Origin of the sequence: Enterococcus sp. DIV1420a, assembly GCF_051712165.1 — a bacterium.
In the GTDB taxonomy this organism is placed as follows: Bacteria; Bacillota; Bacilli; order Lactobacillales; family Enterococcaceae; genus Enterococcus; species Enterococcus faecalis.
This window is the reverse complement of sequence record NZ_JBIOOI010000001.1, coordinates 2,091,143-2,115,644: the sequence shown is the minus strand read 5'-3', so window position 1 is coordinate 2,115,644 and position 24,502 is coordinate 2,091,143. Positions and strand designations below refer to the sequence as shown.

Here is a 24,502-nt window from a genome sequence, read left to right as displayed (position 1 = left end):
TCCTTTCTAATGGTAAATTTCAATAACACTTGCTTCATTTAATAATGAAAGCACCTCGTCTTTTTTAACTTCCATTCCCCCTTCTCGATAAGGGTTTTCTTCAAACTTAAACGGAACTTCTTGACCATCGATAACTATTTTCGCTGACTGATTTGGATAAAATTTATATGTGACAGGTTTATCAAACAATTGGTAAGTTAGTGTTAAACCAGACAATTTTTCTGGTAACATGGGATCAAAAACCACACTTTGGGCCTTTTGCCGAATCCCTAAAACAGCTGTAATTAATTGATTTAAATAAATTCCCGGCCCGCTTGAATAAATTCGCCAACCACCTTTTACCCCAATACTTCCATCTTTTAGTTTACCAAAATTTTCTTGTGATTCATACCTTGTTTTAAAATCGCCATCGGAACTACTAAAATAGGCATTGGCTTGACGTAACTCTGCATTGTGAACCCCTTCTTTTAATTGAACTGGATTGATTTGCATTAATGCTTGCCAGGTTTTGTCTCGCTGACCAATTTTCGCCATCGCTTCTGTATAGCGAATGTGCGCATGAACATACTGTAAGCCAATTTCGCGACCAAAATTAGCCGCCTGTTCTGCTCGTTTAAAATTAGTGCTCACACCGCCTCGATAGTTCGCTGGTTTGTTCATTAAACGCACGCCATCAGGAAACGTTAATTCTTTTTCAATAATTTCTAAATGATGACTTACTTGTTCCGGTGTTAATAATTCAGCTAACATACTACGAGTCATTGGCAATAATCGATATTGAATCCCTGTTTTTTGGTCATTTGGGTGAATCATTTGTTCAAAAGTTTCTGGCGTTTCCATATAAATAAACCCTGGAATCGTTTCATCCGCCAACATATATTTTTGAAAATCGTTCTTTATTCCTGCGACTAAAATTGCTAAGTGTTGACTATAAGTAGCATCGATTTCCGTAATTAAAGCCGCAAATTTTTTTAACACTTGATACGTTAAGGCAACGGTCCAACTACTAGCCATTTGCTCTTTAAGACGATTATCATAAGGTTGTAACGTGTCATCCCAATCGCCGTCACCGTAACAGGATAGAAAAGTTTCTGGTAAAAAATGTTGTTCAATATAATTTATTTCTTTTTTCAAATGTTCAAATAAAGATGCTGTTTCTTTTGTTTTGTGATTATCTTTGCGACTTGTATAAGGGATTTCCGTAGCTAAGATTGAATAATCTGCAGTTTGTTCCAAATAATCAGTCACTACTTTCAACGGCCAGACGATAATATCGCCATGGCTTTCACTGGCTTTTTGTTCTTCGTATCGGTCAAACATAAACCATTGCGGCCAGTTGCCATCGTCCTCAAATTGATTTTCAAATAGATGCTGAATAATGGAGGCCACGATCTTAGGCTGTTGCGTCGCAAAGAAAAATTCTGTCGGTCCTTGCGACACATCTCGTGTGCCCCAAGCTGCTCCACCATACTGTTCTAAGCCATGTGGCGACAAATAATGAACGAGCATATTATGAGTATACCAACGAGTTAATTGATTCATTTGCTGCACACTTGAGTCTGTGTGTGTTAACTCAAAATGATGCAACAAGCCATTAATGAATGCTAAATATTGACTTTCTGCTTTTTCAAAATCTAATGGTGTATTGACTAATGCTTGGTCCTCTGTGCTGCCCGTAATAAGTAGTGAAAATTTTTGGGTCTTTTCGATTGCCAAAACTAATAAGTCCGCTTCAGCTCCACCAAATAATGTGCTATCGGTTACTTGAAATGATTTATCAACTGTCAATGCATAGGTTAGTTCTGGGTAATAATTTTCTGTAGCAGAATGATTTCCCGTCACTCGAAGCGTTTTGCCAGTTTGTTCTAATTGATAGGTTGGTACTTCTTCAGGTCCTAATAACAAATGGTTAGAAACAGCCCACATATATGCATCCTTTTGACTGGTCACTTCCAATTGAATCACTCTTGAATCAGGCGAAGTGAAGGTGCGTACTCGAATTGTATCCTTTGGCAACTTATAATACCACGTAGCAGAGTTCAACCCCATTTCAAAAGCAGAAGGCATTGTTAGTAAGCGCCATAAGCCATTCTCTAAAATGTAGATTCGTTGACCAGAGCGTTTCATAACGTTTAAAGCGTTTCGGCTATTACTCATTAATTTGTTCATGGTCGTATTTCCTAAAACTACTTGTGAATTGAAAATGCCATACATATACACTGTCGTACTAAGCAAAGGTTCGTCAACCGTTAAGCCTTTACCACTTAATAAAATGTGGCCATGCGCTCTTTCCATGGCAATTTCTTTTTCTTGAAGAACAACGTGATGGTAATTTTCCGTGAAAAAGGAATACGTCTGACCTGCTACTTTTTCAATTTGTGTCTGAATGGGATAAAGTGCAGCCAACTCTTCTTCTGTTAATGGATTTCCTGTGATAGGTTCTCCTAAAAGTTTCGGAGGATAGTCCTGTGTTTCTTCTAATGAATCGAATGTCACAGTTTCATAAATAGCTTGTAAGTCTTCTTTCGATAAAAAAGGTTCAGCTAATGCTTGCGGATGTGTTTCTGTTACCGCACCATAAAAAACAAATTCCTTACTTTCATTCGTTAATTGGACGGCATCCGTTTGTAAAGCGGTGTAAGCAAATTCATATTGATAGACTTCATTTGCTAAATATCTTTTCCCCAATGCTTCTGGTGTGTTTGTTTGTTTAAATGAACGTCCAAAAAATTGATAGCCGTCCGTTGAGTAGCCTGCTAATTTTTGAAAACTCCCTTGAATAAGGGCTGGAAACTTCTCATTTTGCGGTTGATTTTGTCTTGATAAAACAACAAGCTCTTCGCCCTCTTGCCAAATGTGATGATCAAGATACTGCGACACATACGCTTCATTTGACTGAACGGCTCCTTTTGTCGCTAAGCCAATATCTTGACCATAAACAATATCTACTAAGCCAGTTCCAGTGACATTAACCCGCCAGAACCATTGATTGCTTGACCCCAAACGAAAGTCAACTTGGTAACGAACCGCTTCAAATTCACCCCGCCATGTCAATTGGTTATCTGAAAGATAAAAATCACTTTGACTGTTGGAACCAATCATTGGTCGATAATTAATTGTGTCACCTGTAATTATCCGCAAATAGAGTTGATTCATACTGCCGTCTAAAGGATTGCCTTCTAATTGATTAATCATCATGCCACAGCTGTTCAATTCTTTTAAATCACCTGTCTCTAGAAATGTAGCGACTGTGTCTGCTTGCTTAAGCTTCTTTATCTGCATAACTTATCCTTCCCATCTTATTCATTTAACGTGACTGTTGCGGTTTGTACATCGCGACTATTTCCACCAATCATTACGATAAATTCACCTGCATCACTGGTTACCTGATTGTCTGAATGAACATAACGCACCATATCCTCTGAAAGAAGAAACTGAACTTCTTTTTCTTCCTTTGGTTCCAGCCAAACTTTTTGGAAATCTTTTAACTCTTTAATTGGGCGAACCACTTGTCCCACCAAATCACGTACATAAAATTGCACGGTTTCCTCTCCAGCGATTGGACTGTCATTTCTTACTAAAACAGAGACAGTGACTGGTTCTTCTTTGGTAAATGTTAATGCACTTAGTTGAATTGGTTGATAAGAGAAATGACTATAACTTAAGCCAAATCCAAAGGGATATTTAGCGTAATTGGAGACATCTAAATATTTAGAAACATATTTTTCTTCTGGTGCTGACTCATAAGGACGCCCAGTATTGTCGACATTGTAAAAAATTGGCACTTGACCAACCGTTTCTGGGAACGACATACTTAAACGACCACTTGGATTGTACTCTCCCCACAAAATTTCTGCTAGCGCATTGCCCCCTTCTGTTCCAGGTTGCCAAGCTTGCACAATTCCTTTTGCAACATCTATCCCTTGTAAATCTAAGGGCCGGCCACTGTAGACCGTGACAACAACATTGGGATTTTTCTCAATAATTTGTGCCACTACTGCTAATTGTTTTTCGGGTAGACGAATATCACTGCGACTGGCAGCTTCCCCACTCATCCAGTCTGTTTCGCCTAGTGCCACTACTACTTTATCTGCTTGACTAGCTAATGTTAAAGCCTCTTCAATGGCCGCCGCGGTCGGTTCAAAGTAATCAAAGGGTTCTTGGGCAACTAGGAGATTTGTGGTTAATTTTTGGGCCCCAGCCACGAGGGAAATGGCTTCTTCTTTCTTTCCTTGCCATGACCAAGCCCCTAAAATATCTTGTGATTGGGCCCCTGGGCCGACAAGCGCGATTTTTTCTTGCGGTGTAAAAGGCAAAATATTTTCATTTTTTAAAAGAACCATTGATTTTTGAGCAATCTTTTTAGCTATTTCTCGATGTTCTTTGCTTAAAATCACTTCTGCTTCCACTTGTTCATCCGCACCACGATAGGGATTTTCAAATAGGCCTAGCTCATTTTTTAGTTTTAAAATTCGCATAACTGCTTCATCAATAAGTGTTTCAGCAATCCGACCTTCTTCAAGTAATTCTTTTAAATAATCTGGATAACACGTGGTCATCATTTCAATATCTACACCAGCTTTGATAGCCAATTCTGCTGCCTGTTTTTCATCTTTGGCGACGCCATGAGGAATTAATTCTTTAATCGCTCCCCAGTCTGAAATCACAACCCCTTCAAATCCAAATTCATTTCGTAATACGTCTCTAAACAGCCATTGGTTGCCTGTAGCAGGAATCCCATCCACTGTATTGAAGGACGTCATGACAAGTTTTGCACCCGCATCTAATCCAGCTTTATAGCCAGGTAAATACATTTCTCTTAGCTGCCGTTCAGACATATCTACCGTATTATAATCCCGACCAGCTAAGGCACCACCATATGCCGCAAAGTGCTTCACGCACGCGGCTACTCGCCAATTGTCTTCTTTTAAATTTTCTCCTTGGTAACCTCTAACCATTGCAGCAGCTAAGCGGCTGTTGAGTAATGGATCTTCACCTGTTGACTCCATGACACGTCCCCAACGTGGATCGCGCACTAAATCAACCATTGGTGAAAAGGTTACATGTAATCCTGAAACAGCAGCTTCTTTTGCTGAAATCTCCGCCATTTTTTCAACCGCTGCTTCATCCCAAGTGCTTCCTAAAGCCAAAGGAATCGGAAAAATGGTTCTGAAACCATGAATAATATCCGCCATTAAAAGTGTTGGAATATTTAATCGATGATTTTGCATATATTCTTTTTGAACACGTTTTGCTTCATTTGCACCGGAAACACCCAATGTTGTCCCCGCCGTATCAATCGTTTCTTGACTTAGTCCTAACTCTGACATAGGGCCAGTCTTTTCTTCTGCTTTATCTGAATAAAACGCTGCTGCTAATTGTAATAATTGATTAATTTTCTCATCAATTGTCATTTCTTCGACTAATTGAATCAGTTGATTTTCTTTCATACTCTCACCTTTCTTCAATACATACTTCTGCTTCTAAAGGAAAATGGTCGGAGGGAAAACGTCCATCGATACTATCTGTTAAACTTGCGGTTTGCTGTACTTGCCAACCTTTTACATAAATATAATCAATTTCTTCTAATTCCGCCCAAGGTTTTGTGTAAGTAAAATTTTGAAATGTTCCTCTTGGGCCATAATGAGTAGCTAAATTTTTGCTATCTTGAAATTTTTTTTGAACAAGTTGATGAACCGCTTCCCCCGATTCTGCATTAAAATCGCCCATTAATAAAGTTGGATACTGTGCAATTTTGTCATGTAACTCCTCTAAGATAACGGTCATTCCTGCTAAACGAGCATGAGCTGAAATATGATCCAAATGAACATTGATGACTAAAAAAGGCGTATTTTGAGTCGTTTCCTTAAATAGTCCCCACAAAGCAATTCTTGGACAGCCAGCTTCAGGATGGATACTTGGCTGCTGAGGTGTTTCAGATAACCAAAAATACCCTGTATCAATAGCCTGAACTTTTTGTTCGTTATAGAGAATCGCTAGTCCTTCTCCTTGACCATCCCCTTCTCTTTCCGCAGAAAGACAGGTGAATGTTGTATACGCCTTTAAATCCCTGACTTGATTCGGTCGTACTTCTTGAATACAACAAAGGCTCCAATCATGAAAATTGATTAACTGACAAACAGCCTCTTTACGAAAAGACCATTGCCAATCTTGGTCATACTCTGTATCTACCCGGACATTATACGTAGCTATTTTCATTTTTAACCTCCTGCAATAGTTGTTGAATTTGACGCATCTCACGACGGATCTGGGTTGTTTCACCGCCACCATGGCCTTTTTTCCAATACACTCTGACTGCTTTTCTTGCCTTTATCTGATGATAAGAAGGGAAAAAATCTTTCATCGGACATATCGGATCGTGACTCCCAACAGAAGCAAAGACTGGATTTTTAATTTGCGAAACAAAGTGACGACTATCAAAATAAGGAAGGACCGCGGCAATTTTTTCATGCGCTTGGGGATGCTCTTGTAAGTACTGATGAATAATTTGATACGACCCCGTTCCTTCTGCTACTCTATTTTCTAAACAAGAATGACTTGGAACATCTGCAAAAGTAGCTAAAATCGGGAAGTCGACTAAACTGTTCACCATTAACACTACGCCACCCCCTTGGGAACCACCACGAAGAATGATTTGGTCCTGATTAATTTCAGTAAAGGTCCGCACCACTTCTACGCTACGTAAATGGTCGGCAAACAAACGGCGTTGGTACCAATCTTCTTTGTCTAGAAATCCTCGTCCCATTGGTGCTTCATGCCAAATTGTTTGATATGGCACGCGATCTTTGGTTAATCCCCCTTGACCTCGATTATCAATGACAAAACAAGCACAACCAATTTGTGTCCAATGAGCAAATTGCCAAGGTTCTTGAATATGATTCATATAGCCTAAACAATCAATCACTATTGGCTGTTTCCCCGCCGTTTTAGGAAGTAACAAATAGCCAAAGATGCGCTCACCTAGGAAACTTAAAAAGTCGACCTGTTCCACTTGAACATTTTCCAATGGATAGTCAATGACCCGCCGATGGATATCTAGCGGTATTTTTTGAAGTTCTTCCTTAGTCTTTTCCCAAAACTCAAAATACTCATTCATGTTCCACACCTAACACTTTCTGAAAAAACGCAACTTGAAGAAAAGCCGTTGTCCCGAATCCTAACGCAATATATAAAAACAAATTAAGCTTATAGAAAAAAACAAACGTTAAAAGAGGTAAAATAAACAAAATAATCGCATTTGCACTATTACTTAAGACCACATAAACCGTCTCACCTAGTGTCTTTTTAACGGACCAATTAAAAACGGAAAAGAGAAAAAGAAAACTCGTCAAAAATAATGCAACAAAACTTAATAGAAAAATAGCTAAGAAACCTAAACTAGTGGCTATTTTAAATAAACTTGTTACGACAATACCGCCCAGTAAAAAAGCAACGAACAAGACACCTGTTAAAATAAAACCTCGCATGATGTTATTTTTTAATGCTGTCCAAAACGTTCGCAAAACAGGAATATCTTTTTCACGATACAAACGATAGATCGTTCGATACAACGCAATTAAGCCGACACCGCTAAAGATGCCTGTTATACAGGTAATTAAAAAGAGAAAATTAATAATGATCAAGTTGGCAATAAAAGAAAAAATCCGATAATACCAACCTTCATATGCAAATAGCTTATTCATATTAAAAGAGAAAAGCGGATTTCTCGTTGCTTTATCCGCTTTTCTCTCCTCCTCTCTTACTTAAGTTTGTCTCTGTTTTCTGCCATTTTCTCAGATTTTATTTTTTCAATTGCATCCCATTTATTTGATTTTAAGAATGCTTTGTAGTCTTCTAAAGATTTGTCAAAGGCTTTATCATCTTTCGCACGAATCATTGAAATAACGGTTGTATTTAGTTTGGTTTCAATCGCTTCATTCGCCCGAGCTTCCGGAGTTCCTGCATCTGGATTAATATTTTCAATTACGAAATGTGGGACCAATTTTCCTTTGCCCCATTCTTGCATTTGCGTTAAAGCACTTTCCATTGGCACTTTTAGTTTATTAACACGGTCATTGTTAAAGTATAGGAAACGACTAATGCCATATTTTTTGTTGTAGGCATCATTGTCTGTTTGTTCTAATTTTTTCACTTCTGGTAAATAATCAATTTTTCCTTGATCATTGTACGCATAAGTAACTCCTTCAACGCCATATTTTGTTAAAATTTGTCCTGGTTCATCAATTAAATATGTGAATAGTTGAGTGACTTTCGCTGGATCTTTCGCATCTTTCGTAATGTAATTACTTAACCAACCTGAAATGCCGGTTTGATTTAATGTTGGTTTTCGGCCAGAAGTACTACTTGGTCCATCAATGGCTATATAACGTGTGCCAGATTTTTTCATAAATTCTGTAAAGTTCCCACCTTGACCGCTGGTTCCAGCAACGAGCATGGTTGCATAATTTCCTTGTTTCACTTTTTCATCAAACGTTGCCCCATCATCTGTGAAGCTATCATCACTAATATTTCCTGCTCGGTAAACATCATTAAATGTTTTTAACCATTCTAAATATTCTTTATCTAAATTTCGATCATAGTATTTACCATTTTTATCCTCTAAAGGAACACCTAAGAAGTCTTGTAATTTGTCTAAAAATGGTCCTGCACCATCGCCCACTGTGGTGAAGCCCATTGGGGTCATCTCAGGATATTTTTCTTTAATCTGTTGCATGACTTTTTCAAAATTTTCTGGTGTTGAAACGTCTGGCTTGCCTAATGCATTATAGACATCTTCACGAATAACAAAATTATCATTTACTGGGATATTTCCACTTTCATAATCCGCTTTTGTATTAGAGTAATTAGGGTAACCATATGTTTTTCCATCCTCTAAGGCATACCATTTAAACGTATCTTGGTTAACAACTTTCATTAAATAGGGGTCATATTTTTTAGCTAAATCGTTTAAAGAATAGGCCCAAGAATCTGCTTTCAATGCTGCTTGTCCAGTTTTTTCAGTTAATGTCACGATATCAGGCATATCTCCACTTGAAATCATGGCATTTAATTTTGAATCATCGCCGGAAATAAATTCAATATCCACATTTAAGTCTTTTTTAATCTGCGCAGTGGTCACGTCTTTTCCAAAAGGCAGCGCCGTCCAATCTGAGTTAATATACCATTTAATCTTGGTCGGTTCTTTCTTCTTATCTAACTTCCAAGCAGGCGTCTTTTCATCTAATTCATACCGATCCTTAATTGAGACATCTGAGCTAGCTTTCTTTTCCCCTCCGCTACAGGCCGCTAAACTAACGACCGCCGTTGCCACCAATAAACCGCCTAAAACTTTTTTCATATTGTTCCCTACTTTCTTTATTCTTTTACTGCACCGGCCATCATACCGCCGATAAAGTGTTTTTGTAGTAATGGATAAATGATTAAAATTGGTATCGTTGTAATGACAATTGTTGCCAGCTGAACACCACGTGTCGTTGCCTGCACCACCATATCTGTACTGCCGCTCTCTGTCATGGTACTCAAGTTGGATTGAACAATAATTTCATAAATTTTCATCTGCAATGGATACAGATATTCTTTGGTAATGTATAATTTCGTGGTCATAAAGTCATTCCATTGACCTACCCCATTAAATAAAATAATGGTGGCTAATGCCGGTTTTGTTAAAGGTAAAAAGATTTTATAAAAAATTTGAAATTCACTGGCGCCGTCTATTTTGGCGGATTCTTCTAAAGATGGTGGAATTTCTCGGAAAAAGTTCATTAAGATAACTACATCATAATAGCTAAATAAAGCTGGAATGATATATACCCAGAAGGTATCTAAGAGTCCTAATGACTTAATCAAAAGATACGTGGGAATCATGCCCCCACCAAAGTACATTGTAATGACACCCATCGTTGTATAAATATTACGCCCGACTAGTCTAGATTTACTAAGTCCATAAGCAACAATTGCACAGAACAGCGTATGCGTCGACGCACCGATGACTGTTTTTAAAACAGAAATCAAAAACGCTCGCGGAATGCTACTATCCGAAAAAACTTTCCGATAATTTTCTAGCGTAAATCCTTTCGGCCATAAAACCAAGCCTTTACCGGCTAAACCCGAACTTGACGAAACTGAGGAAACTAAAATATTCCAAATTGGCACGATAATTAATAAAGAAAACAACACAAGAATTAACGTATTGAAAAAGTAAAACCATTTGTTTTCTTTTGATTTTCTTTTAATCACAGCTGTTGCCTCCTTTATAAAATAACCGACCGACCATTGTTCATTTTTCTAGTAATGCGATCTGTAATGACTAATAAAACAATTGAAATAACGGAAATCCCTAAACCAACTGCCGTCGCATAAGAAAAGTCCCCTTGCGTTAGCCCCATACGATAAACAAATGAATTAATTACTTCTGATTTGTTTTGGTTTTGAGCATTCATTAAAACCAACGTTTGATCTAAGTTCGATCCCAATAAACCACTAACATTTAGAATTAAGTTCAACGAAATAATCGGCGCTAATAAGGGCAAAGTAATCGTTCGGATTTGTGTTAATTTGGAAGCACCATCAATTCTCGCCGCTTCATAAAACGTTGGATCAATGCGAGACATGCCAGCAAGATAGAGAATCGTGCCCCAACCTACTTCTTTCCACAAATCAGAAAGAACAGCAATCCACCAATACTTATCAGGATCTAACAAATGATTGACGCCCTGATTCATTAAGCCTAACGACATCATAACTTGGTTGATAAAGCCATTTGTTGAAAGCCACGAAATCAACATCCCGCCTAAAACGATCCAAGAAAAAAAGTGCGGAATATAAGAAATCGTCTGAATCACTTTTTTTAAATGTCCATCTCTCATTTCAAAAATCATTACTGCTAAGATAATCGGAATAGCGAATCCTAAAAAAAGTTTCATTAAACTAATCGCTAAGGTATTACGAACTGCTTCCCAAAAAAAACTATCTTCCATAATGATTCGAAAATTTTCAAGTCCAACCCATGGTGCAGAAGAAACCGTATCAACAATCGTATAATTTTTAAAAGCAATGATAATTCCATAAATTGGAATGTAGTTAAAGACAATCATGAATGCTACACCCGGAAGTACCATCCAATGCAATTGCCGCTGATCATAAAACTTTTTTAGTTTTTTCATAAGCAGGGTTCCTTTCTTTTTAGTGAAACGTTTCTACAAACAGATTATACATTCACTTCAAACGGTTGTAAACCCTTACATTATGGTTTTATTTAAAAATAACAGCATTAAAAAGCGCTATAGACCATTTATAAAGAAATTATTTTCCCTGCTTCTTTTTCCATAAAAATACTCTTTTCTAGATATTTTAAAGCATTTTATAGAAACGTTTCACCAAAATATGAACATCTTTTTCTTAAAAATAATTCTGTTAAATAACAGAAAAAAGTCTGGTCGGATTGACCAGACTTTTTAAATATAGATAGTAAAATGTGTAATTTCAGGGATCACCCCAAAACGGGCATGAATGGCGGTCGTTCCTAAGCCTGTATTAACATATAGTTGCGTTTCTTGGTCCAACTGATACAATCCTCTGGTATACTTTTCTGCTAAAACATTTGTGATTGGATAAAAAGGAATCCAAATTTGTCCGCCATGGCTATGTCCTGCTAAAACTAACTGTGTACCCGTACCAACAAATGCATCCGCGACATCTGGTTCATGGGTCATTAATAACGCATAGTCATACGTTTCTCGATAGGATAATGTTTCTGAAACGGAAGGATTTCCTAATAACGAGTCATCTAAACCACCAATAAAAAGACGGCGTCCATCTGCTAAGGTTACTGTTTCTCCTTGGTTTTTCATAACGGTAAAGCCACTGGCCTCCATGACTTCATCATACACCGCAGAAGCACCGCCACCATAATCATGATTTCCCCAAACTGCATATTTTCCAATTGTCGCTTGCAACTGTTTTAACTTTTCAATCATCGGTTCTTTTTGTTGCGGATTTTTGGCATAATTGTCAAATAAATCACCTGTAAAAACGATAATATCTGGTTTTTCACGATTGACTTTTTTTATGACTTTATCTAACCGCTTCGTCTCATAAAATTCTGAAACTTGTATATCCGAAAGTTGCACAACATTTAATGGTTCTCGTTGATTTTTCTTTCCCAAAGTCACCTGATTAACGTGAACTAAATTCGGCTCAATCTTCCACGCATAGATTGGGAGTGCGATAATTAAGAAAAAAAATAAGAGCATTATACTTAAACCAATTTTTTTAACCACATCACTCGCTCCTTTCTTTTCTTTGATTTCCGAAGACTTAGTATAGAGAAAAATCTTCTTAACCACAATCTAAAACAAAGGAAATTAAGGCTTTGTTAAACAACCTAAAGAATTTCCACAATCTCTTATCCTTTTCTTAGCTTTTTTATAAAAAAAGCTAGATAATTTCATCTGTCGATGAAATTATCTAGCTAGAACATTCTTCTCTTAATGATGATGTTTTCGAAACGTTTGATAACCAATTAAGCAAAATAAAATCCCCAATAAAATCATTCCAGTTACTGAAAATAAGCCTGCTAACATCTTTCGCATCCTCTCTGTTGCTAAACTTCCTTATTTATAGTCACTATTTCTTGTTGTAAAATTGGTTGAAATAGACGACGTTCTGCTAATTTTCTTGCTAAAATTGCTTCACTTTTTTCCGTAAAGATACCTAAGTTATGGCGCTTGCCTTTCAAAGAGATATAAGCCAGCCATTTCCCAGAAGCGGTCTGGCTCACTCCTTTGTGTCCGCTGCTATTATTTTTAGGGCGTTTACTTTGCAACTTCCCTGGAATTACGCCAGCAACTCTTTGTCGGTAATCCTTCTTTTTACGATGACCGCAACTTTTGGTATGACCATTCAACAAATTTTCACAGCGAACCCAGCAAGATTGTCCGCATGAACACAGACAATACGCTTTCATTGTCTGATGAATACTTTCGATCCGTACCACGACTAATTCATGATAGTTTTTTTTCAACATTGTTTGATAGCGATGGTGCGCACATTTGGTTCGATACCCACGAATTAGTTGTCTTCTTGAAGCTTCTGTATAGCTCCCACAAGAACAGCGACAGGCCCAAACAATTAGCCCTTCTTTTCTTTTTGCCGTTGGTGCTACTACTGTCAACTCACCAAACTTTTGACCAGTTAAGTCTTTATAGTTAACTGCTTGTCTCAATTGACTATCCTTCGTATTCTTGTTCTCGCCACATCTCGATTGGGTCTCTCTCATAGTGCTCATTTTTCTGAGTCTCTCCCTTTCTTAGTTCTCTGACTACCTCAGCAAATACTTGCCAATCTTTTGTTTCCGGCAAATGACGCCATGTCAATTGACGACACCGTACTTTCGAACTATAAAAATCGGACAAATACAAATCGGTTTCTAAGGTTAATTTGTGATCAATCATCACATCCATATAATTGAAAGAAGCAATAATTTTTGCAATAAAGCGGTTATAATCCTCCCCACCAGAAAAATCAACAAATACATGAATCGTTTTTTCAATTGCGCAAAAAGACCGATCATTTAACAAACAAAACATAAAATCATAGTATAGATGCACGCGTTCATACATTAAAAATCGTTTTTGATGCAGCGACTCTGTCTTTTGTATAAAACCATCTAAGGCGCGATGAATTTGAGGAAACCGCTCTTCAAAGAAACTGCTCTGCTTGGCGGGAATAAATGCAGCCACCGAAAAGTATAGGCGGTCCCAGCGATAACAAATCAACTTTAATTTTTCTTTTGTTTCCACCGTAATTCGCTTTTCAAAGAAAGGAATAACACTATTCATATGATCAATAAATTCGTCTAACATGGTTAACTTATCTGGAAAAACAATCGAACTATCAATGTATTCATTTAAACTTAAAAAAAGAAAAATATATGAAGTCTCTTTGCCAAAATCCTCTTTAAAAAGAGGTGTTTCACTTGTATAGATTTTTTCAAACGCATGCTGTAAACAGCTAGGCACATGAACTTCCGTAAAAGAGTCCACTACATGATCAGAAAATACACGAAAACGTTGGATCGTTAAAAGAATAAATAGTTGTGCGCTTTGATTAAGACTAAACGTTCTTTGATACATCAGTTGTAAATCGTTTATAAATCGTTTAATGCCAGGACTATTTTCCAGCAAAATGTTAGGCAGCCTTTCTTGATTACTTCCATAAAAATAATACAAGCATTGAAAACAAAAACTTCGGATATTTTTCTCTTCTCCAACCAAGCCTGTTGACTTTAATTTAATACGCCAATTAGCTAAAATCAGATTTAGTTTATACGAGAAGGCATAAATTTTGCTTTTGCTCATAAAATGAATTTGAGAAAATTCTTGAATCGTGTGCTTTTGATAGAGGCCCACATCAAGAAGCAACTTGGCCATTAGTGATTGATCAAAATAATATTTTCTTAAGGCTTGATAATCAATTTGCGATAATTTTTGCGCACTAATCAGTCCTTTAGCTGGAAAAAGAATTTGACTCCTTGAAGAAATCTGTGTACATTCATAATTTATTTGACGGCACAACGATTCTAACTTTTGAGTGGATAAATCAAAATATCCATAAAATTCTTCTTTTAATAATGGACCTTCACTATTCATAAAAGTTTGATAAATAAGTAATTTATCTCGGAATTCTTGGTCTAATAATTCATCTAACAAAGTAGTCACATTTTCAACTCCAAACTATCACGCCTTAAGTATCTATTTTTTTGACAAGACGTGAGTGTCAATCTTGCTTATTTTTTCCACAAATTTAAAAATGATTCTTTCAATATTTAGGAATCTTCATAGAAAAGTATTATTTTAACCAAAAAAAGCCCCCTTGCGTCACCAAGGAGGCTTTTTTTGTTATTTTTTTACTTTAAATTTAAAGAAAAGCTGATTTGTTTGACTAATTTTCTGTTTCTTTTCTAGCCTATTCGTCAAAAATGATTGAAACTTTTGGTTCGTCTTCTATACTATCTTCCTATAAAGTTCTTACTCTTTTAAGTATCAGCTTCTGTCAATAAAAGTCCTCATTTGGCATTGCTAATCTGAATACAGTATGACTACTTGTTGCCGCTATTTTTTGCTGTTATTTTACTCTTTAATTGAAGCGCTAGAAACGCTGTCAACTGTTGGCTTTTCGGTCGCTGACTCTTCTTCATGGACTGATGCACTTGAGACACTATCTGCCGTTTCTGGCGCTTCTTTTTTGGAGGCACCACTGACTGCATCGACGTTTTTTCCACCGACTAATTCTTGCCCAGTTTGTTTTAAATACCAATCAACAATTGGTTTAAAGTCTAAAATATACTCATTAATTCCCGCGTAATTTCCATTATCATCATACATCGCTTGATAGTTATGCACTACATAGGTATCTGGTCCGTGCATTGGAACATGAACGCGAATAGCATCTGTTTTTCCTGACCGTAATTGTTGAATCACCCATTCTACATTTTTCAATGCTTTTGGCGGATGGCAATTCGCTAATGGATTACCAACTTGTCCTGGTTGCCGTTTAGCAAACATTTCTTCAGCAGCCATTTTTTTATTGTAATATAAAAATTGATTGTTACTGTCTGCATAAGTCAATTCCATTGGCATTGATTTTAAGAAATAATTTAGCTGATCTACGGTTAAAATGCCTCGATCTAATTTTACATATGTGTCGCCTTCCACAGCCTGAACCGCTTCTGCTGCTTGTTCTACCCAATCATCTGCTGCCATATCAACCCCTTCGATCGTTGTTTCAATGGTTCCTTTTGCATGTAAATCCTCAGGTAAGTCTTTTGGCTTAGCTCCTTCTAATTTTGAAATCACATCAATGAATTCCACGAATTTTTGTAATGTGCTTTCTAAAAATTGACGTGTTCCCTCCGCAATTAAGTTGCCGTTTTCATCAAATGCTTCTTTAGCTTTTCCTAATAAAAACTCGTTTCCAGGCATCACGATTGCATTGACACCAGGTGCATCAAGAATTTGACGGAGATGTAATTGCGCACGTGAGGTTCCTTGATCATAATAAGAGCAACCAACAATCATTACTGGTTTATTTTCCAGCGGATGAATTTTGAAAGATAACCATTCTAACACACTTTTCAAACCGGCAGGAATGGTATGGTTATGTTCGGGCGTCGCAATAATTACGCCGTCTGCTTGTAAAATTTTGCGATTCATATTCTGAATCAAGACACTGTTCGTTTGATCCTTACTTTGATTAAACATTGGAATATCTTTAATTTCTAAAATTTCCAAGTCGAACATTTTATAAAACTCTTTGCCAATATATTGCAGTAGTAACCGATTATAAGAAGAATCAGCGTTTGATCCGACGATCCCAATTAATTTCATTTTATTCACTCCATTTCGTTAAATCGTTTCCCATGAGAAATTTTCTGCTTCTTTTTTATTTTGCGCATGCGCATGTTTCAGCTGTTCTGTAATTTCAATAAATACACAAAAATCTGCAAACAAACCAGCTAGTTTATCTATTTGTTCTGAATCTTTTAACGCATTGTTTTCATCAAAAGCTTGTAAGGAATGCGCTAATAGAAATTCAGAGCTTGGCATAATTCGTGCTTTCAATTCAGGAGCATCTAAAATTTGACGCAGATGCGCTTGTGCTCTAGAGGAACCTAACGTGCCATAGGATGCACCAGTAATCATAACTGGTTTATCAACAAACGGAAAAATCCCGTAAGATAACCAACTTAGGGCATTCATCAAAGAAGCCGGCACCGCATGGTCATATTCAGGCGTACTGATAATGACGCCATCTGCTGCTTCAATTTTTTCAGCAACCGTTTTAACTATTTCTGGCAAAGCTTTGTCTTCTGGCTTGTTAAACATAGGAAAGTCAACAATTTCAACTAGTTCAATGTCAGCCTCCTGCGCAAAATAGTGTTGCATAAATTGCAAAAGTTGACGATTGGTTGATTGCTCTGAGTTCGTTCCTACTAAGCCGATAATTTTTTTCATAATGAGCTGTCCTTTCTTTTTCGGTTCTATGAATGGATAATGTGAAGAGTATTTGCTAACCCACTGCTATATAAAATTTGCTGGTCTTGTGTAATGATGACTCCTTCAATCCCATCTAGTTGATTGAGGATTTCAAGCGCTTCTGGAATTGGATAACCAAATAAACGCGTTGTCCAAATCTCACCATCCACTGAAGCATCCGAGATAATTGTGAGGCTGGCCATTTCAGTTTCCAATGGGTAACCGGTTGTCGGATCCAACAGATGGTGATAGACTCGCCCAGCTTCGGTTAAACTTCTTTCATAAATGCCCGACGTCACAACCGATTGATTAGCCACTTCGACAAGTAAGCTGATTGTTTCTCTGGATTCTTGCGGATTGCGAATACCAATTCGCCATTTTTTGTTTTGATGCGTAGAGGGCCCCAACGTCACAATATTGCCGCCCAGATTAATCAAAGCAGACGTCACATGGACTTCTTTCAAATAGGCAATTAGTAAATCAGCGATATAGCCCTTTGCTAAAGCCCCCAGATCTAATTTCATTCCTTCTTCTTCCAAAAAAACCGTTTGTTTTAATGGATTTAAGTGAATCTTTTCTGGATTAATTTTTTTCAAACAGGCTTTAATCTCCTTTTCTGACGGGACACGGGCATCTTTAAAACCGATTCGCCACGTTTGAACTAGTGGGCCAATGGTAACATTCAAATGACTAGCTGGATCACAACTATGCTTTTTCCCTAATGCAATTAATTGATACAACTCTGGATGAACGCTGACTGGTTTTTGCCCAGCTTGTTGATTGACAGCCATCAGTTCCGAAGTTGAATCATTTGCACTAAAGCGTTGTTCATAAGTGATCAATCGTTGATGCACTTCTTCTAGAATTTTTTCAGGTTCTTCATGGTCTACAAATACATCTATTACTGTGCCCATCAAATAAATAGTTTGACTTTGTTGCACCTCAAGACTTCCTCTCCACGAAAGATTGTGTTTTATTTCACATTTATTCACAAATGAATCATACGCCTTTATTTGATGCCAGTCAAGTCGTTTATATATTTTTTTATATAAAATAACGACCTTAAAATTTTCATTTAAGGTCGTAACGTGTCTTTAACTCTTTTAAAAAACGCTTTTTTTATTATATTTTTAAAATAAATATATAATTTTCTATATAAACTAATTCTCCTTAGATAAAATTGTTTCTTTCAATGTTTGAATTGCTTCCAACAAGATGCGGTTTTTATTGATTTTTGCATACGCGCGGGCATCTTGTAGTAGTTCTAAAATTTGCTCTTGCGGCTTTTCTTCAGCTAAGGCATTTTTCGCAAGTTGGAAAGCTGCTCTTGCCAAGTAATACGTGACGTGATTATCAGAACAGATGGAAATCGCATACTCTAACAAAGCATCACTTGTTTCTAAATCGCCTTTTTCTGCATAAAAAACACCACAGTGAAAGACAACATTTAATACTCGCCAAGTATCTTCCATTGATTGAATAGTATAGAGATAAATTTCCTTGAAGACCTTATTGAAATAAAATTCGGCTTTCTCAATTTCGCCTTCTTTGGCATAGGCCATGCCAATTCCAGTAAAAGCTAACAAACGGTAAATATCGCTCGTGTATTTTTGCTCTTCAAACAGAAGTTTTTCAAAGGTAAATAAGCAATCCATCAACGAAGCATTTTGAAAAATCATGACAAAGCCTTGTAAATAATAATATTCTAATAACAGTTGGGAATCTTTGATTTCATCAAAAGGAATATTTTTTAAAATTGTTTGCAATTGGTCATGTTCGCTGGTAATCAAGAAGAATTCTGCTTCTTCCATTTTTTCAAGAATTTCAGGTTGTTTAATCCCTACGCGCGGGAAGAGTTCCCCCAAAGGTAGCTCTAAACGATTACATAGTTGGATCAATATTTTTAAAGTTGGGACTTGACCATTCTTTTCAAAGCGACTAACCGTAACTTGCGTACAAATCCCTTTAGCTAATTCACTTTGCGACAAACCACGTGCTTTGCGTTTTTCTATAAACCGTTGTATATTCATTGCTTTTCCTCTCATTCTCATCTTCTCAAACTTACTATAATACAACTTACCTTAAAAATATATATAGAAAAAGAAAAATGTTTATAACAAAAAAGAACACAGACAACTCTTTCATTAAAAGTTTGTCTGCGCTCTATTAGAACCTGAATCACTAAACGTCAATTCAGCGTTATTTAATCAATCCGATACGTCATACTTGCTTTGTTTAGAGAGCAGCTCTTTTTTTAGCTTCTTTCACAAACGTATTCATGGCCTGATATAATTTTTCCTTGATTTCTTTGAGATTAGCTTGTTGTAATTCTTTATTGGCAACTAACTGTTGACCGTTCACCCAAACGGCTTCAACATTGCTAGCATTTGCTGAATAAACCAACGCTGAATAGGCATCAAAAATCGGAAACATATTAACTGATTGCGTTTCAATTAATGTTATATCCGCTTTTTTGCCCACTTCCAATGAGCCGACTTGCTCCGCCAAGCCTAACGTTTTAGCGCCCCCCATCGTTGCCAGATAAACAATTTCTTTCGCAGGAAACAAAGAGCGATCTTGGTGTGCTGTCTTATGAAAATTCGCAACCATACGCATTTGGGTGAATAAATCTAATGTATTCCCACTACTAGGTCCATCCGTGCCTAAACCGACAATAATCCCTTGATCAAGCATTTGCTTAATCGGCGCTACGCCTTTGGCTGATTTAGTATTCGCACCGATACAATGAGCGACACGCGCTTTTCCATTAGTCGCAGCTAAACTCGCAAGATCTTCATCTGTTGCCAAAATACAATGCGCTAAAATAAACGGCTCGCTCAAATAACCCAGTTCTTCTAAGAAAGCAATTGGTGTTTTTTGATAGGCTTTTTCAAACTCAGCCATTTCATAAGTCATTTCAGCAACGTGCATGGTCACAGGAACTTGGTATTGCCGACTAAGTTCAATAATTTTTGCCAACACTTCTGGTGAATTGGTATTCGGTGCATGTGGCGCAAGTATAGGCGTAATCAACGGATGGCCTTGCCACTTGCGAATAAAGGTTTCCGCGTAAAAAAGACCGCCTGAAGGCTCCGGACTATCACAAGTGGGCATATCAATGATCGTCTCTCCGAGCAAAGCACGAACACTCATTTTTTCACAACTTTTAGCAATTTCATCTTCAAAATAATACATATCACAAAAGCTCGTAATACCACTCAGTAACATTTCAGCAATTGCATAATCACTACTGCATCCTACTAATTCTTTTGTCATGAATTGTTCTAATGGAAAAAGAAAACGCCGGAGTCGATCTGGCACATCGTCTCCTAACGAACGAAACGGAATCATGCCTACATGGGTATGGGTGTTAATCATCCCAGGCATTAAAATTCCATTTTGACCATCGATTACTTGATTTGCAGCCATTCGCTTTTCATCAAGTGTGGTCATTGGTGCTAATTCCACAATTGTGTCTTCTTCAATCACTAAATAGCCGGCTTTGATTTCTGAAAATTGCTCATCCATTGTTAGTATATGCACATTTTTAATGAGTGTTTTCATGCAAAAGAACTCCATCCTCTGGAAAAACTAATGGATAGAAACGTTGTGACTTCGTATCCATCATCCCAAAATCTGTCACTTTAATGGCTGGCGAGACAGGCAATGATAGTGTAGAAAAGGACATGATTTCATTCATATTTTGATAACCTAACGCTTGCATAGCTTGTCGGACTTTTTGTAAAGAAGCGCCTAATTGTTCAATCGGTGCTTGCGATAAAATCCCACCAATTGGTAAAGGACAAGTTGCCATCACTTGCTGATCCGAAGCAACCAAATAGCCGCCTTGCATCGCTAATAATTCATTCTGCGCTAACAGAATATCCTCAATCGTATTACCCATCACCATTAAATTATGATGATCATGGGCCCAGGTTGTCGCAATGGCTCCTTTCTCGGAAAGAGGTTGATCCATTAAAGAAAAAGAAATATTACCATTTTTTCCGTAACGTTCCATCACAATTAATAAGGCGCAGTTGGCTTTTTGCCATTGCAACAATCCATTTTCAACAGGAATTTCTTTTGTAATTCGTTCTGTAAATGTGCCAATTTCTTGTTTTTGAATCACATTACAACGAACTGTTTCTTTTGTTGTAGCCACCTTTAAAAGTAAATCTTCTTCTGTTAACTTTTTACATTGGATGGTTTGTTGGTAAGCGCCTGGAAACTCTTCAATTTTTTCTGGATAATGGAAGGGCTCACCTTTTTCAAAAACGACCTTTCCAGATTTATAAACCGTATTAATATCAAAACTTTCTAAGTCATTTAATAACAAAAAGTCAGCTTTTTTACCAGGTGCAATTTCGCCACGATCATGGAGACCCATTCGTTTGGCCGGCGTATAAGTTGCCATATAAATGGCTTTTTCGATAGGCAATCCTGCATGAACGGCTTTTTTGACATTTTCATTTAGATGACCTTTTAGCAAATCATCAGCCATCACGTCATCCGTGATAATACTTGCATAATTGTAGAAGTCATTGTCTACTATCACCTGAATGTTTTCAGGAGTGATTGATTTATTTTGAAATTGAATAAAGACGCCCGCTTCAATTTTTTCTTTTAACGTTTTAGGAAATTGATGGGTATGATCTGAAGTGATACCACTATATAGAAAATCTGCTAACTCTTGATCTTCGATTTTAGGACAGTGGCCTTCTAAAGGCATGGTTGGTCGTTGTTTTTGACACAAATCGATAATTTGACGAATTAAAGAATCTGGCTCATAGGAAATCCCTTTAAAATTCATGGCTTCCCCTAAACAAATCACTTTTGGCTCTTTGAGTAATTCTGCTACTTCTGCTAAGCCGATAATCCCACCAGTTGTTTCTAATTCGGGAGTGGTCGAAGGAACCGAGGAAGGAATTGCGTGAAAGATATCTAGTTCTGTTTCAGCGGCCATAAAAGCTTTTAAGCCTTCTAAGCCAAATACGTTAGCCATTTCATGGGCATCGGCAATCACCGTTGTCACACCGTAACGCACTACTGCTTTGGAAAAAATAGTAGGTGTCGTCATGGAACTTTCAATATGCATGTGTGCATCAATTAAGCCGGGAATCATCCATTGATTCTCGGCATTAATTGTTTTTTTGGGCTGCAAATTGACGTTCTCTTCTTCATAAATGTAATAAAATTTATCATTTTTAATCGCAACATTTCGTTGAACGAATGTTTGAGTGACTGTTTGATACAGCCACACATTTTTTAGTAATACATCGACGTTCATTTTGTCCCTCTTTTCTAAAACTATTGATTCATCGTACGGTTCCATTGATCAATCCAATCCGCTAGTTGACTATTAATAAAATTAAAATCGACTGTTTTGGCACGTTCGGCAATGGCACCATATGTTTTATTTTTCGCTTCTTTTTCGCTTAGCGTTACTTGTTGATTTGTAGGTCCTTCATTTAATGAAATCGCTTTGGCCTTTTGTGATTCTTCACTAATCCGTGCGTTAACAAATTTAAAGGCGGTTTCTTTGTTTTGTGCTTTTTTAGGAATATTGACTGTATTATAGTTGGCATACGTGCCGCTTTCTGGGACGACATACGTCACGTTTTCTGCTGCGCCTTGAATAATATCAACCGCAAAATCAGCAACCACAGCTGCTTCAATTTCACCAGATTGGAACATATTAGCTAAGTCTGACGATTTTGAATACGTTTTAACAACGTTTGGTTTTAATTCTTTCATCGCTTCAAAAGCGGCCTTCCCGTTATCTTTTGTAATATCTTGACCAGCATGTTCACTGGCAACGTATAACATTAAAGGACCTGCCGTCGTGGCAACGTCTGGAACAGAAATTTTACCTTTCAAATCAGCTGACCATAAGTCATCCCAGTTTTTAATTTCTTTGCCTAATTTTTCTTTGTTGTAAACAATCCCGATACTGTTTACAGCGATTGGTACGCCAGCACCACTTTCAAAAACCTCTTTTGCTCCTGGTGTTAACTGACTTAAATTAGGTACTTCTTTTTCTGTAATTTTTTCAAATAACCCTTCTTTTCCACCTTGTGCTGCATTTGCTTGTGCTAATTCAATGACATCAATTCCCGCATTGGGATTATTTTTTAATTTCGTAAAGCGGTCTGCGCTATTGCCTACTTCTAAGGTAACTTTCGCTTCATTCTCTTTTTCAAATGGAGCGATGATGTCTTTTTTGACAATATCTTCACTTAATCCGAAAGTTGAAACGACTAAAGCATTACTTCCACCTTTGCTCTCGCTTTTCGTAGTTGCTTCGCTGTTTCCACAAGCAGTCATTAATAACGTTGCAGCGACTAATGTCCCTAAAATTACGCGTTTTTTCATTTTTAAATCTTCCTCCAAAATGGTTTTTATTTTTCTAAAATAACTAATTTCTCAGCTGGAAAAGCCAAGTGAATGGTTTCGTTTGTTTCATATAACTGTTCACTTGTTCCATTAACCAGCAATGTACCTAACGCTGTTTCCACTTCATATTGATAGCTTTTCCCTAAAAATGTTCGGACAGCGACAGTACCTGCGACAGTATTAGTAGCAGGTTCTGAAACAATCTCAATGTCCTCTGGACGAATCGTTGCCACCGTCGTTGTAACATTTGGTTCAGGATTAGTCGTTTTCACTATTTGATTTGTTTGTGTCCGATAATGACCGGCTTCCATTTTTTCGACAGAGAAAAAGTTTTCAAAACCGATAAATTCAGCGACAAACTTAGTACGAGGCAAACGATAAATCGTTTCTGGTGAATCATATTGTTCAATCACGCCATTATTCATAATGGCCACTTTATCTGAAATAGAAAAACATTCTTCTTGGTCATGTGTGACAAAAACTGTCGTAATGCCTAATTGTTGTTGAATCCGTTTGATTTCAATCCGCATTGCCACTCGCAATTTTGCATCTAAATTACTCAACGGTTCATCTAGTAGTAATAGTTTAGGTTCAATAATCAGAGCACGTGCTAGCGCAACCCGCTGTCTTTGACCACCAGATAATTGTTTTGGATAACGGTCGCCCAAGCTTTCTAAACCACATACTTTTAGCATTTCCGTGACTTTTTGGTCCATGGTTTGTTTGTTTTCTTTGCGTAATTTCAGCCCAAAAGCGACATTTTCTGCAATCGTTAAATGGGGAAATAACGCATAGCTTTGAAAAACCATCCCGAAGTTTCTTTTATGGACAGGAACCTTTGTTAGTTCTTCTTGGTCAACGAAAAACTGTCCTTCGTTTGGCTTAATTAATCCAGCAATCACTCTTAGCGTAGTCGTTTTACCACAACCACTCGGTCCTAATAAAGAAACTAACTCTCCTTTTTCCATTGAAATATTTAAATCTTTTAAAATATCTTGTTTTCCGTCATAGCTGACGCGAATATCTTTTAAATCCACAAAAGTCAAAATTTTCTC

The 24,502-nt window shown here is 37.2% G+C and carries 19 protein-coding genes; all 19 read right to left on the bottom strand.

Annotated elements, in window-relative coordinates:
• Nucleotides 1–6 precede the first annotated feature (6 nt).
• Nucleotides 7–3,282, bottom strand: coding sequence for a GH36-type glycosyl hydrolase domain-containing protein (locus tag IGI80_RS10580; protein WP_438723372.1), 3,276 nt, complete (start codon nt 3,280–3,282; stop codon nt 7–9).
• 17 nt (nt 3,283–3,299) lie between these two features.
• The gene (locus IGI80_RS10575; protein WP_438723371.1) at nt 3,300–5,450 is read right to left on the bottom strand and encodes a glycoside hydrolase family 3 N-terminal domain-containing protein; all 2,151 of its coding nucleotides are present in this window, start codon (nt 5,448–5,450) and stop codon (nt 3,300–3,302) included.
• A 4-nt stretch (nt 5,451–5,454) separates the two neighbouring features.
• Nucleotides 5,455–6,219 carry an endonuclease/exonuclease/phosphatase family protein gene (locus IGI80_RS10570; protein WP_002377753.1) on the bottom strand — a complete coding sequence of 255 codons (765 nt, stop codon included), beginning with the start codon at nt 6,217–6,219 and terminating at the stop codon, nt 5,455–5,457.
• On the bottom strand, nt 6,200–7,117 hold the full coding sequence (locus IGI80_RS10565; RefSeq protein ID WP_002385975.1) for an acetylxylan esterase: 918 nt from the start codon (nt 7,115–7,117) through the stop codon (nt 6,200–6,202). Before IGI80_RS10565 ends, IGI80_RS10570 begins: the two co-directional genes overlap by 20 nt.
• Nucleotides 7,110–7,703 carry a DUF624 domain-containing protein gene (locus IGI80_RS10560; RefSeq protein WP_002357898.1) on the bottom strand — a complete coding sequence of 198 codons (594 nt, stop codon included), beginning with the start codon at nt 7,701–7,703 and terminating at the stop codon, nt 7,110–7,112. The genes IGI80_RS10565 and IGI80_RS10560 overlap by 8 nt, the downstream gene beginning before the upstream one ends.
• Before the next feature lie 56 nt (nt 7,704–7,759).
• Nucleotides 7,760–9,358 (bottom strand): ABC transporter substrate-binding protein, encoded by a 1,599-nt coding sequence (locus tag IGI80_RS10555; protein WP_002357899.1) that lies wholly within the window; start codon nt 9,356–9,358, stop codon nt 7,760–7,762.
• A 17-nt stretch (nt 9,359–9,375) separates the two neighbouring features.
• Complete coding sequence (locus IGI80_RS10550) at nt 9,376–10,257, bottom strand: carbohydrate ABC transporter permease (RefSeq protein ID WP_002357901.1); 882 nt, start codon at nt 10,255–10,257, stop codon at nt 9,376–9,378.
• A 14-nt stretch (nt 10,258–10,271) separates the two neighbouring features.
• The gene (locus IGI80_RS10545; protein WP_002382199.1) at nt 10,272–11,183 is read right to left on the bottom strand and encodes an ABC transporter permease; all 912 of its coding nucleotides are present in this window, start codon (nt 11,181–11,183) and stop codon (nt 10,272–10,274) included.
• 291 nt (nt 11,184–11,474) lie between these two features.
• Nucleotides 11,475–12,365 (bottom strand): metallophosphoesterase, encoded by an 891-nt coding sequence (locus tag IGI80_RS10540; RefSeq protein ID WP_002384670.1) that lies wholly within the window; start codon nt 12,363–12,365, stop codon nt 11,475–11,477.
• Nucleotides 12,366–12,622: 257 nt separating this feature from the next.
• Complete coding sequence (locus IGI80_RS10535) at nt 12,623–13,297, bottom strand: hypothetical protein (protein WP_438723450.1); 675 nt, start codon at nt 13,295–13,297, stop codon at nt 12,623–12,625.
• Entirely contained in the window at nt 13,248–14,738 is a 1,491-nt protein-coding gene (locus tag IGI80_RS10530; RefSeq protein WP_438723370.1) for a helix-turn-helix domain-containing protein, read from the bottom strand. The genes IGI80_RS10535 and IGI80_RS10530 overlap by 50 nt, the downstream gene beginning before the upstream one ends.
• Before the next feature lie 411 nt (nt 14,739–15,149).
• On the bottom strand, nt 15,150–16,406 hold the full coding sequence (locus IGI80_RS10525) for an NADPH-dependent oxidoreductase (RefSeq protein ID WP_002360528.1): 1,257 nt from the start codon (nt 16,404–16,406) through the stop codon (nt 15,150–15,152).
• A gap of 18 nt (nt 16,407–16,424) precedes the next feature.
• The gene (locus IGI80_RS10520; protein ID WP_002363762.1) at nt 16,425–17,033 is read right to left on the bottom strand and encodes an NADPH-dependent FMN reductase; all 609 of its coding nucleotides are present in this window, start codon (nt 17,031–17,033) and stop codon (nt 16,425–16,427) included.
• 26 nt (nt 17,034–17,059) lie between these two features.
• The gene (locus IGI80_RS10515; protein ID WP_438723368.1) at nt 17,060–17,995 is read right to left on the bottom strand and encodes an FAD:protein FMN transferase; all 936 of its coding nucleotides are present in this window, start codon (nt 17,993–17,995) and stop codon (nt 17,060–17,062) included.
• Nucleotides 17,996–18,214: 219 nt separating this feature from the next.
• Nucleotides 18,215–19,105, bottom strand: a complete 891-nt coding sequence (locus IGI80_RS10510) for a helix-turn-helix domain-containing protein (protein WP_002385979.1) — start codon at nt 19,103–19,105, stop codon at nt 18,215–18,217.
• Between the two features lie 184 nt (nt 19,106–19,289).
• Nucleotides 19,290–20,618: an amidohydrolase gene (locus tag IGI80_RS10505; protein ID WP_002394366.1), complete on the bottom strand. Its 1,329-nt coding sequence runs from the start codon at nt 20,616–20,618 to the stop codon at nt 19,290–19,292.
• A complete protein-coding gene (locus IGI80_RS10500; RefSeq protein WP_438723367.1) occupies nt 20,602–22,386 on the bottom strand; it encodes an adenine deaminase in 1,785 nt (594 codons plus the stop codon). Before IGI80_RS10500 ends, IGI80_RS10505 begins: the two co-directional genes overlap by 17 nt.
• The gene (locus IGI80_RS10495) at nt 22,362–23,426 is read right to left on the bottom strand and encodes an ABC transporter substrate-binding protein (protein WP_002357914.1); all 1,065 of its coding nucleotides are present in this window, start codon (nt 23,424–23,426) and stop codon (nt 22,362–22,364) included. The genes IGI80_RS10500 and IGI80_RS10495 overlap by 25 nt, the downstream gene beginning before the upstream one ends.
• Before the next feature lie 26 nt (nt 23,427–23,452).
• Complete coding sequence (locus IGI80_RS10490; RefSeq protein ID WP_438723365.1) at nt 23,453–24,493, bottom strand: ABC transporter ATP-binding protein; 1,041 nt, start codon at nt 24,491–24,493, stop codon at nt 23,453–23,455.
• Between the last annotated feature and the right edge of the window lie 9 nt (nt 24,494–24,502).